The organism is Nostoc sp., from assembly GCF_036917555.1.
Lineage (GTDB): Bacteria > Cyanobacteriota > Cyanobacteriia > Cyanobacteriales > Nostocaceae > Nostoc.
On the sequence record NZ_JBALDD010000019.1, the window covers coordinates 22,773 to 38,472 of the forward strand.

Annotated in this window: 15 protein-coding genes; 10 read left to right on the plus strand and 5 right to left on the minus strand. The window is 41.4% G+C overall.

Annotation, left to right across the window (positions count from 1 at the left end; genetic code table 11):
• Nucleotides 1–39: 39 nt before the first annotated feature.
• Nucleotides 40–615, plus strand: coding sequence for a Uma2 family endonuclease (locus tag V7K60_RS06740; RefSeq protein WP_334924009.1), 576 nt, complete (start codon nt 40–42; stop codon nt 613–615).
• A 390-nt stretch (nt 616–1,005) separates the two neighbouring features.
• On the opposite strand, the gene V7K60_RS06745 is transcribed toward V7K60_RS06740, so the two are convergent.
• A complete protein-coding gene (locus tag V7K60_RS06745; RefSeq protein WP_334924010.1) occupies nt 1,006–1,974 on the minus strand; it encodes a glycosyltransferase in 969 nt (322 codons plus the stop codon).
• A 148-nt stretch (nt 1,975–2,122) separates the two neighbouring features.
• Nucleotides 2,123–3,463, minus strand: coding sequence for a carboxyl-terminal processing protease CtpB (gene ctpB, locus V7K60_RS06750; protein ID WP_334924011.1), 1,341 nt, complete (start codon nt 3,461–3,463; stop codon nt 2,123–2,125).
• Between the two features lie 313 nt (nt 3,464–3,776).
• Here ctpB and V7K60_RS06755 point away from each other — a divergent pair, with 313 nt between their 5' ends.
• Entirely contained in the window at nt 3,777–4,475 is a 699-nt protein-coding gene (locus V7K60_RS06755) for a YdcF family protein (protein WP_334924012.1), read from the plus strand.
• A 1-nt stretch (nt 4,476) separates the two neighbouring features.
• Here V7K60_RS06755 and V7K60_RS06760 read toward each other — a convergent pair whose 3' ends face one another.
• Both V7K60_RS06760 and V7K60_RS06765 read right to left on the minus strand, forming a co-directional pair.
• A complete protein-coding gene (locus tag V7K60_RS06760) occupies nt 4,477–4,617 on the minus strand; it encodes a type II toxin-antitoxin system YoeB family toxin (protein WP_334924014.1) in 141 nt (46 codons plus the stop codon).
• A gap of 79 nt (nt 4,618–4,696) precedes the next feature.
• On the minus strand, nt 4,697–5,899 hold the full coding sequence (locus V7K60_RS06765) for a 3-dehydroquinate synthase (RefSeq protein ID WP_334924016.1): 1,203 nt from the start codon (nt 5,897–5,899) through the stop codon (nt 4,697–4,699).
• Between the two features lie 476 nt (nt 5,900–6,375).
• On the opposite strand from V7K60_RS06765, the gene V7K60_RS06770 reads away from it, so the two are divergent.
• The 8 genes from V7K60_RS06770 to V7K60_RS06805 all read left to right on the plus strand — a co-directional run bounded on the left by V7K60_RS06770 (nt 6,376) and on the right by V7K60_RS06805 (nt 14,825).
• Nucleotides 6,376–7,254 (plus strand): EboA family metabolite traffic protein, encoded by an 879-nt coding sequence (locus V7K60_RS06770; protein ID WP_334924018.1) that lies wholly within the window; start codon nt 6,376–6,378, stop codon nt 7,252–7,254.
• A gap of 56 nt (nt 7,255–7,310) precedes the next feature.
• Nucleotides 7,311–8,306: a TatD family hydrolase gene (locus V7K60_RS06775; protein ID WP_334924020.1), complete on the plus strand. Its 996-nt coding sequence runs from the start codon at nt 7,311–7,313 to the stop codon at nt 8,304–8,306.
• 120 nt (nt 8,307–8,426) lie between these two features.
• A complete protein-coding gene (gene eboC, locus V7K60_RS06780) occupies nt 8,427–9,359 on the plus strand; it encodes a UbiA-like protein EboC (protein ID WP_334924022.1) in 933 nt (310 codons plus the stop codon).
• Between the two features lie 144 nt (nt 9,360–9,503).
• On the plus strand, nt 9,504–10,730 hold the full coding sequence (gene eboE, locus V7K60_RS06785) for a metabolite traffic protein EboE (protein ID WP_334924023.1): 1,227 nt from the start codon (nt 9,504–9,506) through the stop codon (nt 10,728–10,730).
• A gap of 15 nt (nt 10,731–10,745) precedes the next feature.
• On the plus strand, nt 10,746–12,119 hold the full coding sequence (locus tag V7K60_RS06790) for an alkaline phosphatase family protein (protein WP_334924025.1): 1,374 nt from the start codon (nt 10,746–10,748) through the stop codon (nt 12,117–12,119).
• Nucleotides 12,120–12,318: 199 nt separating this feature from the next.
• Entirely contained in the window at nt 12,319–13,812 is a 1,494-nt protein-coding gene (locus V7K60_RS06795) for a catalase (protein ID WP_334924027.1), read from the plus strand.
• Nucleotides 13,813–14,049: 237 nt separating this feature from the next.
• Entirely contained in the window at nt 14,050–14,259 is a 210-nt protein-coding gene (locus V7K60_RS06800) for a hypothetical protein (RefSeq protein WP_334924029.1), read from the plus strand.
• Nucleotides 14,260–14,564: 305 nt separating this feature from the next.
• A complete protein-coding gene (locus V7K60_RS06805) occupies nt 14,565–14,825 on the plus strand; it encodes a hypothetical protein (RefSeq protein ID WP_334924031.1) in 261 nt (86 codons plus the stop codon).
• A 239-nt stretch (nt 14,826–15,064) separates the two neighbouring features.
• Here the strand turns inward: V7K60_RS06805 and V7K60_RS06810 are convergent.
• On the minus strand, nt 15,065–15,700 hold a 636-nt coding region (locus V7K60_RS06810), incomplete at its 5' end, for a tetratricopeptide repeat-containing protein (RefSeq protein WP_334924033.1).

A 15,700-nucleotide genomic window follows, 5' to 3' on the forward strand; every position in this document is an offset into this window, starting at 1 on the left:
AACCATAATAGTGATAATCAAGACAGGAGAAACTGCAAGATGAATGCTATTACTCTGAACTTAGAACCATTAATCAATCTCACTTCTGAGCAGTTTTATCAGCTATGTCAAGTCAACCCTGATGCTAAACTAGAGCGCACTGCATTAGGAGAATTAGTTGTAATGGCACCAACTGGTGGAGAAACTGGTAGTCGAAACCGCAGACTAACTCAACGCTTGGGAACTTGGACAGATGAAGACGGGACTGGAGAAGCTTTTGACTCTTCAACGATGTTTCAGCTTCCCAATGGAGCTTTACGTTCGCCTGATGCGGCTTGGGTTTATTTAGAGAGGTGGGAAGCACTGGCTCCTGAACAACGAAGAACTTTTTCACCCATCTGTCCTGACTTCGTAGTAGAGCTGCGCTCTGAATCTGATACGCTCAAGTCCCTCCAAGACAAAATGCAAGAGTATATGGAGAATGGTACGCGCTTGGGCTGGCTGATTGACCCTAAAGGAAAGCAGGTAGAAATTTATCGCCAAGGAAAAGAAAAGGAAGTGCTACTTTCACCAAATCAGTTATCAGGGGAGCAGGTACTGCCAGGTTTTGTTTTGGATTTACAAGGAATTCTTTAATAATTTTTACCATTTAGCGAAAGTTGACAGGGATTGAACAACTTGAATTCACTTCTACCGCCCCCAAAGCTTTAAAAATTTATTAATAACAGTCTATTTGCTGTACCTATTTTTAGATATATTTATTATAGTGATGTAAACGAAAGAATAAGGTTTTCAGGTGATGCTTTTGGGCTAACAAGAGCGTTTTTTTTTCTTAAGTGTTGCGAAATTCAGGTATGAAAATGATTTTGCGTAATTTCAAAACCTTTGTAGAGACTAGCAATTGCAACATCTCTACACCAAGATTTATACATCTAATCAGCAACGCCCAATGCCGAAAAAACCTTTCCTTACTTCCTATTCCCCATCCTCACCCAGCAAACCCTGCTTGACAGACTACTGGTATTGTTACAGTCGAGCAATTATCTTGGCATTCTCTGGTAGCTTGGCGTCTCTTTGTCCAGCAGTACGCGCCCTAGCAGTGAACAAACCAATGGGAGTATTTAATAAATCTACAAGGGTGGCTTGACCAGCAATCGCCTTTTTAATATCTCTTGGTACTTCCTTCAAGAACCAACGTGCCAAACGATAGCCATATTCTTTGGGTGTCATCTCTCGCATTAAATCTACACCGTACAGTTCGTGCAGATAGCGATTTGAACGTCCATAACGCCGCCATTGACTTTGTAGTTCTTGAAGTGTAGCACGGTGGCGGTGCTGAACGATCGCATTTGGGGCAAATTCCAAACGCCCGATATTTTCCCCCAAAATTCGCCAACAAATATCGGCATCGCCACCAGTAGTCAGATAGGGACGAAATAAACCCACTTTTTCTAAGGCAATGCGTCGAATCGCCAGATTAGCTGTTTGACCATAGGGACGAAAGGAATGGTTAAGGGTATACTTTTGCGATAAAGTTTCTTGACGGTCTGCGTGTTGTTCTAGCAGAGTTGTGCCTGGTAGTGCCAAAATTTCACCAGCAACAATTACCACTTCTTTGTTGACATAATGCTGGATTAATGCATCTAACCATTGCGGTTGTGGGCGACAATCTGCATCGGTAAAAACGATAATTTCACCTGTAGCGGCGCGAATCCCAGTATTACGAGCAGCGTAAGAGCTTTGAATTTGGGTTTCACTCAAAGGGCGAATTGTAATTGGGCAATTTTCGGCAGATGTTTTCAGGATGGTGAGAGTGCGATCGCTACTGTTATTGTCCACCAACAAGTATTCTACCCGGTCTTTTGGGTAAGTTTGAGACAACAGACAATTGATTAACTCTGGAAAATCCGCCTCACCGTTATAAATAGGAATAACCACCGACACCATTGGTAAAAAGCTGGTGGTGGTGGTTGCATCAACTGGCTGATGATTCATAAATCTAAAATTTTGGAGACGGGATTAGTAGCTAGTATTCCCAAACCAAAATCCTGGAACGGCATATCAAGCAGTTTTCATAACTCCAAAAATCTGGATTTGGGAATACTACTATATAAACACCTGGTAACAAATCATTCGCGTCAATCTAAAATTTCAGGTTATCGGCGCGGCTCATCGGTCGAGTCGGTTGATTTGCTGGCGGCTGGGCAAAGTTGTTATTTGATAGAATTGCGATCGCTCGAGCATATTGGGGATCGCTCTTAGTTCCGATTAAATTTGGATTAGAAGCCAATTGACGCTCTTGTGCCTCTGTCAAGTCTAGCTTGATATCTGGTGTAATTCCTTTGTGGTTAATATCCGTTCCCGCCGGGGTGTAGTAATGGGCAATGGTGACAGCCAAGCCGGAACCATCTGCGAGTTCATGAACTGACTGGACTAAGGCTTTGCCAAAGGTTTGACCACCCACGACTACCGCCCGCTTGTTATCCTTGAGCGCCCCTGTAAGGATTTCACTAGCACTAGCTGAATTACCATCCACTAAGACTGCCAAAGGACGATTTGTTAAAGCAGTACGATTGGCTTTAGTTTCCTCACTGCTGCCCACACGGTCTATTGTCTTGACAATTCCGCCGTTGTCATACCACATCCGAGCAATTTCAATACTCGCCTGCAATAAACCGCCAGGATTTCCTCGCAAATCTAAGACATAAGAATCAACTTTCTTAGTGTTCAAATCGCGGATGGCTCGTTGCATTTGGTCTGCGGCGTGGGCACTAAATTCTCGCAAACGGATATAGCCAACGCGGCGGTTCCCTTCTTGTCTGAGGGTATAGCGTACTGTTGGGACTTCAATACTTGCCCTTGTCAGCTTTAAATCAAAGGCATTTTGGCCTGCGCGTCCCACCCGTATCTTGATGGGAGTACCCGCTTTGCCACGTATTAGCTTAGAAGCATCATCCACTTTCATTTTGAGAGTGGATTTGCCGTCAATTGCCAAAATTTCATCACCTGCTTTGATCCCAGCTTTCAGCGCCGGAGAATTTTCTATGGCTTCGACAACGGTGAGCCGCTGAGTTTTTTCGTTCACTTCCATCCGAACACCAATACCAGAGACTTCTCCAGATGTTTGGCTAGTCAGAGCTTCAAACTGTTGGGGGTCCATGAACCGAGTGTAAGGATCTCCCAACTTTTGTAAAGCTTCGCGGATGGCAGTGTATGCTTCTTCGCGAGAAGAGTAGTCTTTGCTCAACAGACTTTGCCTGGTTGCTTGCCAATCTTGTTGATTAAATTTACCATCAACATATTCATGATTTACCAGTTGCCAAACTTGGTCAACTATCACTTTTGGGCTGTCTTGTAGGGCTAGAGCAGCACGGACACCACGAGTCCAAGCGGGGCCGAACACGGACATGGTAGCAGTTGTGGCGATCGCTCCACCAATCAAGGCTACTTGGAGCGGTGAGTAACTTTTCGCAGATTGGTTCATGTATACTTAGCTGGAATAATTGTGTTGTTGACAGTTTAGCAATCAGGCTTTCCAGAAATTTTTAAGTTTTTATACCCTAGAATCAACTATGCTTCTTCATCATTTTTATCCTTCTAATGATGCCAAAAATGCCGCATTAGTTATTAACAATGATTTCTCAGTTTGTTAGTCTTCTCCGGAAGGCTATACTTAGCGTGTGACACTTTAATTTGCGTCATGTTTGCATTCTAGATTACTTTTATAAGATAGCACTTTGCTGACTGAATTGCAGTATTGTTAGACAGCAGTAAAATCAGCTTTTCTTACTTAAGTCATGAAACGCAAATTTACGATCAAATCATTAATTTCTATTAAAAGAAAATCTCCTCATCTGTGGCAATTGTTACAAAAACTAATTAGTGTATTGTATGTTGTCCTAGGTGTTTGGCTGATTTTTACTACTATAACCTTAGTTTTTGCTTCTTCGCAGCCAGTAGATGCCTTCTTTGTACTAGGTGGCAGTATTCGTCGAGAAACTTATGTTGCCCAACAAGCAAAACAATATCCGCAAACCCCAATTTTAATTTCTCATGGTTCCCCAGATCCCTGTATATTGTTAATTTTTCAGGCAGAATTAGCAGAGTTACAAAACGTTTGGTTAGAAAACTGCGCGAATTCTACCTTTGAAAATTTTTATTATAGTATTCCAATTCTGCGCCGTTGGGGAGTGCATAAAGTCATGTTAATTACCTCGCCAAGTCATTTACCCAGAGCTAAATGGATGGCACAAATTCTTTTGGGCGCTCATGGTATTTGGGTAGAGCCAGAAATTGTTCAAGAATTGGGTATTCCTGGTAATCGGGAATCTTGGGCTAAAACTGGATTAGATGTAACACGCAGCATATTTTGGGCGGTTTTAAGTCAAATTATTCAACCCCAATGCTCAAATGTGACAAGACTTACTGATGTAGATATGCAAGCTTGGGAGCATCGAGGTTTTCATTGTGAACACCAAGGAGGGCTGAGGAGATAACTTACTCGTAATGCATCCACATCCGAATTATCTTGACTACTTGCTCGGATTCGATGACCTCATATACCAACCGATGCTGTATATTTATCCTCCGAGAATAAGCACCTGACAAGTCACAAAAATAAAGAACCCCACCCCGCATTTGAATAAAGCAAACGCTCCCCTCCCCAAAGCATCAGGGAGGGGTTGGGGGTGGGGTGTTAGGGACTTTTGCAAGATATCTAATGCAAAAGTTCCCAATCTTGCAGCATCAAAATAGCATCTCTATACAAAGATAAATCCGCCTGGTTAACTTCTATTCCCTCTCCAATTCCTTGCAGAAGGGTAATTGTCAATTTTCCTCCCAAATGTTCGCGGAATTCCGTAAGCCCCCTAAATAGACAATGCGGATGGTCTAGTTGATCTAATTGCTCTGTCAATGCCGATACGTACAAAGTAAAGCCTAATTTTTTGAGTGTAGTTAGAATCCTTTGCCACTCTGATTGCAAGAGTTGCCCTGTTAAATATGAATAGGTTGTATCTAAAGCGATGCCGATCGCTACAGCTTCACCATGACGTAGGCTGTAATTAGTTAAATGCTCCAGTTTGTGAGCAGCCCAATGTCCAAAGTCTAAAGGACGCGATGAACCCATTTCAAAGGGATCGCCGCTTCCAGCAATATGCTCTAAGTGCAACTGAGAACAACGATAGATTAGCCTTTCCATTATGTCCATGTCTCGATTAGCTAATTTATCGGCATTAGTCATAATGAAATCGAAGAAATCTGCATCTTTTATCAACGCTACTTTCACCGCTTCTGCAATACCCGATCGCCAATCTCGATCGTCGAGGCTAGTAAGAAAATCAAAGTCATTCAAGACAGCATAAGGTGGCATGAATGTACCCAAAAAGTTTTTCTTACCGAAGGCATTGATTCCGTTTTTTACTCCTACACCCGAATCATTTTGCCCTAATACTGTTGTCGGTACTCGTAGTAGGCGAATTCCTCGGTGAGCTGTTGTTGCTGCATATCCTGCCATGTCTAGGACGGCTCCACCTCCAATTGCTAAAACGTAGGAGTGACGGCATAATCCAGCTGCATTGATCCGCTGATGAATTTGCTCTATAAATCTAGAATCGTTTTTGACTGCTTCTCCACCGGGAACTATTATCGGTTCACCGCTCAATGTTAGTACATCTTCATAATGTTGGGCGTAGGCTGATAATTTTTTTAATAGCCCATCTTGATACTGTAAAAATCCTCCATCTACCACTGCTAGCACTTGTTTTGGGGTTGTCTCCCCATCTGCGGCGATCGCTTGTGCAAGTAAAGGATTATCTAACTGAAACAGACCTCTAGTGAAGTGAACATCATAATTGAAGGTAACACGGACGCATTGGTTAATTGGTTGGAGATTCAGAGCGCTTTTTTGTTGAATAATCATTTGAATATTCTTGTTTTTAAGTAGCTGTAAATAGATATACTACTGCAATTTAAACTTACCTCAGAATAGGCATAATAAATTTACTAAATAATTCCAAATCGAAATGAATTACTAGATAAATCTATTTATTCAATTAATTATAGTTTTTAAGTTTATTTGCCTAGCGATAAAGTTAAAAATAACATTCATTAATGTATGTTTTTGATTGCTGCCTATATTTCATATTTGAGGTTTGTAATGAAGATCGTTATTACATAAAATTCTAATTTTTTCCGTAAGATAATTTTAGGATTTATCTAATCAAAATGGTATCTTTACAGTATCTTATTTAAAGTCAGGAGATTTTTATAGATTCAGTGAAGTTATGATCCCAGTAGGATATTATCTAACTGCTTCAAACCCAAAATATCAAGTTTAGTGCTATATTTTATACTTGGTTGTCACAAAAAAGTTGGGCAACTTATCCTGAATTTATCATGAGTAAAGTAAACAAATTACTGCATCACTGGCTGTTAAAGTCTCTTTCAGAGAAAGCTATTACTTGGTTGGAACAGAAGCAGGCACAGATTGCTAGCGGTGCTGCTGAAAAAGTGTTTTTTACGGCTTTTAGTGCTGTGCCACGTTATCTAGGTAAACAGGATTTGCAACTAACATTCCAGGACTTGGAAGCAGCAGAGGATCTGATTCCTGGCTGGTATCCTGGTAATTGGAGTGTAGATCAAGCAGGTCGCACACTTTTGCTTTTAGCTTTGCCCCACGATGATGCTGAGGTCTATGTGCGATCGCTCGATCGAGTCTTCTCCACTGCTGATATGGGGGAGTTAGTTGTCCTTTATCAAAGTTTGCCGTTACTACCACATCCAGAGTCACATCGCCATCGTACTGCTGAGGGAATTCGCAGCAATATGAGTAATGTATTTCAAGCCATAGCATTACGTAACCCTTATCCAGCGAATTACTTAGATAATGCTGCTTGGAATCAGATGGTGCTGAAGGCTGTGTTTGTCGGCAGTCCGTTACATCTAATTTGGGGTCTAGATCGGCGTGCTAACCCTGAATTGGCGAGGATGTTGGCAGACTATGCCCATGAACGTTGGGCAGCTAAACGCACAGTTACGCCAGAACTTTGGCGACCTGTAGGACGGTTTGCCGATAGCGCCATCATCACAGATTTGGAAAAAGTGCTAGCTAATGGGGATATACACGAGCAAGAAGCAGCAGCCTTAGCTTGTGCTGAGTCTCCTTTACCCCAAGCGCAAGCATTACTTTCTCATTACCCAGATTTACAGTCATCCATTCAACAAGGTAATCTGACTTGGAGCAGTTTTAGCCGCGATGCCTGCGGTGGTCACTGAGCTTTGTTGAAGTGCGGGCTGCGCGCCAACGCCTCTTTGTTTACAAATAGAAGGGAGTGAAGAAGGGTACAGATTATTCCCTATCACCTGTCACCTGTCACCTCTTCCCTAATCCCAATGCCCAATCCCCAATCATTAAAACCATGATGTTCATCGATCCTCACATTCACATGTGTTCCCGTACTACTTACGATTACTTAGTAATGCGGGAATATGGAATTGTTGCCGTTATTGAACCAGCCTTTTGGTTAGGACAACCCCGAACCAACGCTGGCTCATTTAAAGACTATTTCAGTAGTCTTGTGGGCTGGGAACGGTTTCGTGCTAGTCAGTTTGGCATCCAACACTACTGCACAATTGGCCTAAATCCGAAAGAAGCTAATAACGAAGCACTAGCAGCTGAAGTTATGGAATTGCTACCACTTTATGCCTGTAAAGAAGGAGTTGTTGCTATTGGTGAAATTGGCTATGACGATATGACAGAAGCAGAGGATAAGTACTTTTGTCAACAGTTAGAATTAGCCAAAGAACTCGATACTTTGGTACTAATTCATACTCCTCACCGTAATAAAAAGGCAGGTGCTAGTCGGAGTATGGATCGCTGTATTGAATATGGCTTAGACCCCTCACAAGTAGTTATTGACCACAACAACGAAGAAACCGTTGAAGAAGTATTAGGACGGGGTTTTTGGGCGGCTTTCACGATTTACCCACAGACGAAGATGGGTAACGCCAGGATGGTAGAAGTTGTCCGCAAATATGGACGCAATCGCATCATTGTAGATAGTAGTGCTGATTGGGGTATTAGCGATCCGTTAGCAGTCCCTAAAACGGCTCAGTTGATGTTAGATAGGGGCATTCCTGAAGAACATGTGCAAGCAGTTTGTTATGAAAATGCTTTAGCTGCTTACAGTCAAACTGGGCAGATGAAAGCTTCAGATTGGCTCAATCCCCAATCTGTCGATCAACGTCAAATGTTCAGTGGTAATTCTGTGCTACGGGGACAAGAACCAGGAATCAAATCAGTTTCAGATTTTGTGTTGATTGAATAGAAAATTGGGGAGAGACGTGATTAATCGCGTCTGTACTGGGGAAGAGGAATTGCATAAATATCTAATTCATTTGTAATATGCGGTTTATTTTCAGAAGTTACTAAGCATGGAGGCAGATAAGTGAATGTTGCAAGCTTAAATTTTCAAGGCTGGCGGGGTTATCTGGAATTGATGCGTCCTGCAAATATTGTTACTGCTTGGGCAGATATTCTTCTTGGTTTTGCTGCTTCTGGCTCTGGGATAATTTTTACTAAATTAATTAATGGTGAAGCAAGTTTTGCTATACTAATTCCACTAGCTTGGTTGTTATTAGCTACAACTGGTTTATACGGTGGTGGTATAGTTTTTAACGATGTTTTTGATGCAGAATTAGATGCAAAAGAGCGACCAAATAGAGCAATTCCCAGTGGTCGTGTATCTCGTCAAAATGCTATCTTATTAGGAAGTATACTATTTGCAATCGGGATTATAGCTGCTTTTCAAGTATCGTTATTGAGTGCTGCGATCGCTATTTTTATCACTCTTTCATGCCTCCTCTATAACTCACTCGCTAAACATCATCCTTTTTTCGGCCCTTTAAATATGGGTTTGTGCCGTGGCAGTAACTTATTATTAGGTGTAAGTGCTGTACCAGAAATCATTGGAGAACGTTGGTATTTAGCGCTGATTCCTGTTCTTTATATTGCTGCTATCACCGCAATTAGTCAGGGTGAAGTTCACGGAGGTAAGAAGATTACGGGAGTAGTTGCACTACTGCTAATTGCAATAGTTTTAACAGCAATTTTAGCTTTAGGATTATTAAAAGAGTATACAGCGATCGCAGCCTTACCATTCGCTATTTTATTAGCTATTAGAATCTTGCCTAACTTTATCAAAGCTGCGCGGGAACCGATAGCTGAAAATATCCGAAATGCTGTGAAAATAGGCGTTTTATCTCTGATCGTCTTAGATGCAACTGTTGCATCTGGTTTTGCTGGTTTGTATTACGGTTTATTAGTTTTAATCTTGCTACCATTTTCGATGAAGTTAGCAAAAGTCTTTGCTGTTACTTAAATTTGAATGTGTACACCCAGTAATACGAATAATCGTCTGTAGGTGCGCACATTTATGCGCCCCTACCTATGAATATGTAGCAAGTATTTTGTGAAGCTTAAGCCAAAGAAAACAGATTACATATATAAGGAATAGAGCGAAAAAATGAAAATTACAAACAACACTAATTTTCACTTAACTTATTGCAGCAATATTCATCCTGGTGAAAGTTGGCTAGAGGTTTTCGCCAATTTAGAAAAGTATATTCCCGAACTCAAATCACGTTTATCGCCTACAGAACCTTTTGGTATTGGCTTAAGATTAGCAGATGTTGCCGCTAAACAACTTTTAGAAACTAATAATTTAGCTAAATTTCAAGCGTGGCTGACTCAAGAAGATTTATATGTTTTCACCTTAAACGGATTCCCTTATGGCGGATTCCATCGACAGGTAGTAAAAGACCAAGTTTATGCACCAGATTGGTCTATACAAGAACGGGTTAATTATACATTAAACTTGGCACACATTTTAGCTGCTTTATTACCAGAAGGACTAGATGGCGGAATTTCTACACTGCCATTATCTTATAAACCTTGGTGGGTGAAAGAGCAAGCAACTTTCGAGACAGTTCTGAAACAGAGTTGTTTGAACATAGCATCAGTTGTTTTAGAAATGATTCGCATTTATGAAAAAACAGGAAAACTCCTCCATATTGATTTAGAACCTGAGCCTGATGGTTTAGTTGAAAATACTTCAGAAGTAATTGATTTCTACCAAGATTGGTTATTGCCCATTAGTGGTAATTATTTATCAGAAAAGTTAAATATTGAACAAACCTTAGCAGAAACTAAATTGCTAGAACACGTTCGTATTTGCTATGATACCTGCCATTTTTCAGTTGAATATGAGGAACCACAATCTGTATTTACGCGTTTGCAATCGGCAGGAATTAAGATTGGAAAAATTCAAATCAGTGCTGCAATTAAAGTAAAAATACCTGCTGAAGTTGAGAAGCGGAGTTTGATAGTTGAACGCTTACGTCCTTTTGCAGAATCTACCTATCTTCACCAGGTAATCGAACGTTGCAGCGATGGTACACTCCATCACTATCCTGATTTAATAACTGCATTACCAAATTTAGAGCAATCTTTAGCTGAAGAATGGCGGACTCACTTTCATGTCCCAATTTTTATTCATGATTATCAAATTTTGCAATCTACCCAAGATGATATTGCTACTGTTTTGCATCTACTTCAGACAAACGATGCTTGCTCTCATTTAGAAATTGAGACTTACACTTGGGATGTATTGCCATCAGAAATGAAGATAGACTTGCTGACTTCTATTCAGCGTGAATATGAGTGGGTATTAAAAGAATTTGCCGCAAATTAAGAAGAAACTAAATTTATGAAAAAAACAGTTGTTCTAAATGTCGTGGGATTAACGCCTAGCTTACTAGGAGAAAATACGCCGTTTTTATCTTCTTGGGCGGCTATTGGGCAAGTGGTTCCTATCAAAAAAGTGCTACCTGCTGTAACTTGCTCAGTTCAAGCTACTTATTTAACAGGAAAATTGCCTGACGAACATGGAATTGTCGCTAATGGCTGGTACTTCCGCGATGAATGCGAAGTGAAGTTTTGGCGACAATCTAATAAACTCGTACAGGCTCCCAAAGTTTGGGAAATAGCTAAATCAATTGACCCAACTTTCACTTGTGCCAACCTTTTTTGGTGGTACAATATGTACTCTACAGCAGATTATGCGATTACGCCGCGCCCAATGTATCCCGCAGATGGGCGAAAATTACCTGATATTTATACCCATCCTAGTGATGTGCGATCGCAAATTCAATCTGATTTAGGAAACTTCCCTCTATTCGATTTCTGGGGCCCAAAAACTTCCATTAGTTCTAGCCAATGGATTGCCAATTCCGCAAAATGGGTTGAGGAACGTTACAGCCCGACATTATCACTAGTTTATCTACCACATTTAGATTACTGTCTGCAAAAATTTGGTAACAATCAAACACAGATTCAAGCAGATTTACGAGAAATTGATGCTGTTTGTAGGGATTTAATTGAATATTTTCAAGTACGTAATACTCAGGTAGTTATTCTTTCTGAATATGGCATTACGCCAGTTTCTAAAGCGGTGGATTTGAACCGCGTATTACGGGAAAATGGTTTAATTGCTGTGCGAGAAGAATTAGGACGAGAACTGCTGGATTTTGGTGCTAGCATTGCCTTTGCCGTTGCCGATCATCAAATTGCTCATGTATATGTGAACGATCCGGCGTATATCCCGAAAGTGCGATCGCTCCTAGAAGCGACTGAAGGCGTAGCGCAAGTATTGGATGAAGAGGGTAAACAAGCCTACCATCTCGCTCATCCTAGATCGGGAGAGTTGGTAGCCATCGCTCAATCTGACGCTTGGTTTACCTATTATTATTGGCTCGATGATGCAAAAGCGCCTGATTTTGCTAGAACTGTAGATATCCACCGCAAACCTGGTTACGATCCTGTAGAACTTTTCCTCGATCCGCAAATAAAATTTCCTCAAGGAAAAATTGCTCTCAAGTTACTTAAGAAACAACTGGGTTTTCGCTACCTGATGGATGTGATTCCTTTGGATGCTTCTCTAGTGCGTGGTTCTCACGGTAACATCACCACTTCTCCATCTGAAGGGCCTCTATTTATCACCCATCAAACTCACCTAGTTAACGAACATCAAATTGAGGCGACAGATGTTTGCTCGTTGATTCTCAAACATTTAGATACCTGAAAGACAGTATAGAGGCAATATATTACCTCTATATCCTCCCAAAAAAAAATATTGCAATTCATAATCATATTGAGTATGCTTTAGATATAAACTCGTTATGACTATGAATTAGTTTGCTTTATCAGTGGATACCCGTTTATCTACTGATTAAAATCTACTGTGGGCAATCTGAGTAACTTAATGGAGAGCTTCTTAACCCATGACTGAACCCCAAAAATTGACAACTGCTGACGGTATTCCTGTTGCTGATAATCAGAACTCGCTCACGGCTGGATCGCGCGGGCCTTTATTAATACAGGATTTTCACCTCTTAGAAAAGCTGGCTCATTTCAACAGAGAACGTATTCCTGAAAGAGTTGTCCACGCTAAAGGTGCGGCTGCTCACGGTACTTTTACTGTCACCAATGACATCACCCGCTACAGTAAAGCCAAACTTTTTTCTGAAATTGGCAAGAAAACAGAACTTCTCCTGCGCTTTTCTACCGTTGGAGGAGAAAAAGGTTCAGCAGATGCCGAGCGCGACCCTAGAGGCTTTGCCATCAAGTTCTACACTGAAGAGGGCAACTGGGATATTACAGGTAACAATACCCCTATTTTCTTCATCCGCGACCCGCTCAAGTTTCCTGATTTTATCCATACCCAAAAGCGCAATCCCCAAACCAATTGCAAAGACCATAATGCAAGGTGGGATTTTTGGTCACTCAGTCCAGAATCGCTTCATCAGGTGACGATTCTGTTTTCAGACAGGGGAATACCGAAAACCTTTCGACACATGGATGGTTTTGGTAGCCACACCTTCAGTTTGATTAACGCTGAAGGCGATCGCGTTTGGTGCAAATTTCACTTTAAGACTCTGCAAGGGCATCAAACCTTGACAGAGGAAGAATCGGCTAAGATTAAGGGCGAAGATCCAGATCATGCAACTCACGATCTGTTTGAAGCGATCGCTCAAGGAGATTATCCTAAGTGGCGGATGTCTATTCAGGTAATGACTGAGGAGCAAGCAGCCAAACATCCAGATAATCCCTTTGACTTGACCAAAGTTTGGAAGCACTCAGATTATCCTTTAATCGAAGTCGGGATATTAGAGCTAAATCGGAACCCTGAGAATTATTTCGCCGAAGTAGAGCAAGCCGCTTTTAGCCCTAGTGCAGTGGTTCCTGGCGTTAGTTTCTCTCCAGACAAAATGCTGCAAGCTCGCATCTTTTCTTACCCAGATGCTCAACGGTATCGCTTGGGTGCTAACTATCAACAACTACCTGTCAACCAGCCCAAATGTCCAGTGATGCATTATCAGCGAGATGGCTTTATGGCGCCGGGGAACAACCACGGTAGCGCTCCTAACTATGAACCGAATAGTGCTGAGGGTACGCCCAAAGAAAATCCAGCTTATGCAGAACCACCTACTCATTTGGGCGATGTCACAGTCGATCGTTACAGTCATCGTGAAGGAAACGACGATTACACCCAAGCAGGTAATCTGTATCGGTTAATGACTCCTGAGCAGCAAGAGCGTCTTGCTGATAATATCGTTGGCAGTCTCTCTCAAGCGAGACAGGACATCCAAATGCGCCAACTTTGCCACTTCTTCCGGGCAGATATTTCTTATGGTCGTCGTGTAGCTGAGGGATTGGGAATTTCAATCGATCCTTCAATGTTTTCTGCGATCGCTGAACCTGTAGGTAGCTGGTAGCCTCGTAGTTTCGTCGGGTGTGTTATGCCGTAGGCTAACGCACCGAAAACCTGGATAGTGCGGTTACGTACTTCAGCTAGATTCAGATCCCCGATTTCTTGAAGAAGTCGGGGATTTGATATTATAGCAAGGGACTGGGGACTGGGTGAAAAGTCTTTTTGTGTGTAAGTTTTATCATCTGTTGATGTCCTAATCACCAAGGCTTTTGCTATACAAAATCAATCGAGGTAATTAAACATGAAATTAACAGCAACAGAAAAAGGCTTATTAATTCCTAAAGAACTATTAGGAGAAAATCAAGAATTTGAGATTATTCAAGAAAATGGGAAGATTATTATTACTAGCATCAAACAAACATCTTCTATTTGGGATTTAGATTCAAATCCTGTGGAATGTGATGTAAAAGATGGTGCAATTAACCACGATCGCTATCTCTATAATTCATGAGAAGTATCTACTTTTAATTATAAATAACAAAGATATATTTACTATTTTATTCTGAATTTGATAAGTAGAAGGACTAAATGAAACCTAACTTAAGATTGCCGGGTTTCGACTGCGCTCAACCCTCTTTTAATCAGGCTACTGAGCATTGAGCGAAGTCGAAATGCGTCTTCTAAATAATTGTGTCTACCTACTTAATGTCTTACAAAGTAGAGTCAAAACTACTTGCAGTTAGATGCCTGATTTTTCAAAGAAATCGAGGATCTGGAATTGCTGTAGATGGATAATGGAGAAGAGTTCAGAGACTCGTGAACGGAGCTAAAATACTCGTCAACGGAGATAAAAGCCTCGTGAACGGAGCTAAAATACTCGTCAACGGAGCTAAAATACTCGTTGACGGAGATAAAATACTCGTTGACGGAGATAAAAGCCTCGTGAACGGAGCTAAAATACTCGTTGACGGAGCTAAAATACTCGTCAACGGAGATAAAATACTTGTTAACGGAGCTAAAATACTTGTTAACGGAGATAAAATACTCGTTGACGGAGTTCAGAGGCTCATTAAGTAGATAAACAAAAATATTTACAGTTATTGCGATCGCACCCTTGGCAGAGCATATCGTAGAGAAGTAGTTTTAGGCGTTGCGATCGCATTATTTTGCTTTGCTGCATTTGCAATGACATTGTGTAATTAATTATCTTGCCTACTTATTAGACCGGGATTTGAATCCCAGGCGGGTAATGCAGCCGATGCAGATTACCTAAATTACTCAAACCAACGGGATACAAAAGCAACCATTCTCCTGAATCAAGGTTGACGATTCCGCCGCAAGTTTTCCAGATTTTCACGAGTGGTTATTGTATTGGGATGATTTGCCCCCAACCTTTGTTCAGCGATCGCCAAAGCTTCAATTAACAAAGGTTCGACATCGCTGTACCTTCCCTGTGAATAGTAGAGGAATGCCAAATTGTTCAGGTGATCTGCCACTGAAGGGTGTTCATCCCCCAGTAAGCGTTTTTTCATGGACAAAGCTTCAATTAACAAAGGTTCGGCATCGCTGTACCTTCCCTGTGAATAGTAGAGGAATGCCAAATTGTTCAGGTGATCTGCCACTGAAGGGTGTTCATCCCCCAGCAGTCGTTTTTTCATGGATAAAGCTTCGATATACAAAGGTTCGGCATCGCTGTACCTTCCCTGTGAATTGTAGAGTGCTGCCAAATTGTTCAGGCTATCTGCCACTGAAGGGTGTTCATCCCCCAGCAGTCGTTTTTTCATGGACAAAGCTTCGATATACAAAGGTTCGGCATCGCTGTACCTTCCCTGTGAATTGTAGAGTGTTGCCAAATTATTCAGGCTATCTGCCACTGAAGGGTGTTCATCCCCCAGCAGTCGTTTTTTCATGGACAAAGCTTCGATATACAAAGGTTCGGCATCGCTGTACCT

What these genes read in the sequence shown, in the direction of transcription:
- V7K60_RS06755 (WP_334924012.1), top strand. Translation starts at nt 3,777, where the DNA reads ATGAAACGCAAATTTACGATCAAATCATTAATTTCTATTAAAAGAAAA.
- V7K60_RS06790 (WP_334924025.1), top strand. Translation starts at nt 10,746, where the DNA reads ATGAAAAAAACAGTTGTTCTAAATGTCGTGGGATTAACGCCTAGCTTA.
- V7K60_RS06795 (WP_334924027.1), top strand. Translation starts at nt 12,319, where the DNA reads ATGACTGAACCCCAAAAATTGACAACTGCTGACGGTATTCCTGTTGCT.
- ctpB (WP_334924011.1), bottom strand. Translation starts at nt 3,463, where the DNA reads ATGAACCAATCTGCGAAAAGTTACTCACCGCTCCAAGTAGCCTTGATT.
- eboE (WP_334924023.1), top strand. Translation starts at nt 9,504, where the DNA reads ATGAAAATTACAAACAACACTAATTTTCACTTAACTTATTGCAGCAAT.
- V7K60_RS06740 (WP_334924009.1), top strand. Translation starts at nt 40, where the DNA reads ATGAATGCTATTACTCTGAACTTAGAACCATTAATCAATCTCACTTCT.
- V7K60_RS06800 (WP_334924029.1), top strand. Translation starts at nt 14,050, where the DNA reads ATGAAATTAACAGCAACAGAAAAAGGCTTATTAATTCCTAAAGAACTA.
- V7K60_RS06760 (WP_334924014.1), bottom strand. Translation starts at nt 4,617, where the DNA reads ATGCGGGGTGGGGTTCTTTATTTTTGTGACTTGTCAGGTGCTTATTCT.
- V7K60_RS06745 (WP_334924010.1), bottom strand. Translation starts at nt 1,974, where the DNA reads ATGAATCATCAGCCAGTTGATGCAACCACCACCACCAGCTTTTTACCA.
- V7K60_RS06765 (WP_334924016.1), bottom strand. Translation starts at nt 5,899, where the DNA reads ATGATTATTCAACAAAAAAGCGCTCTGAATCTCCAACCAATTAACCAA.
- V7K60_RS06770 (WP_334924018.1), top strand. Translation starts at nt 6,376, where the DNA reads ATGAGTAAAGTAAACAAATTACTGCATCACTGGCTGTTAAAGTCTCTT.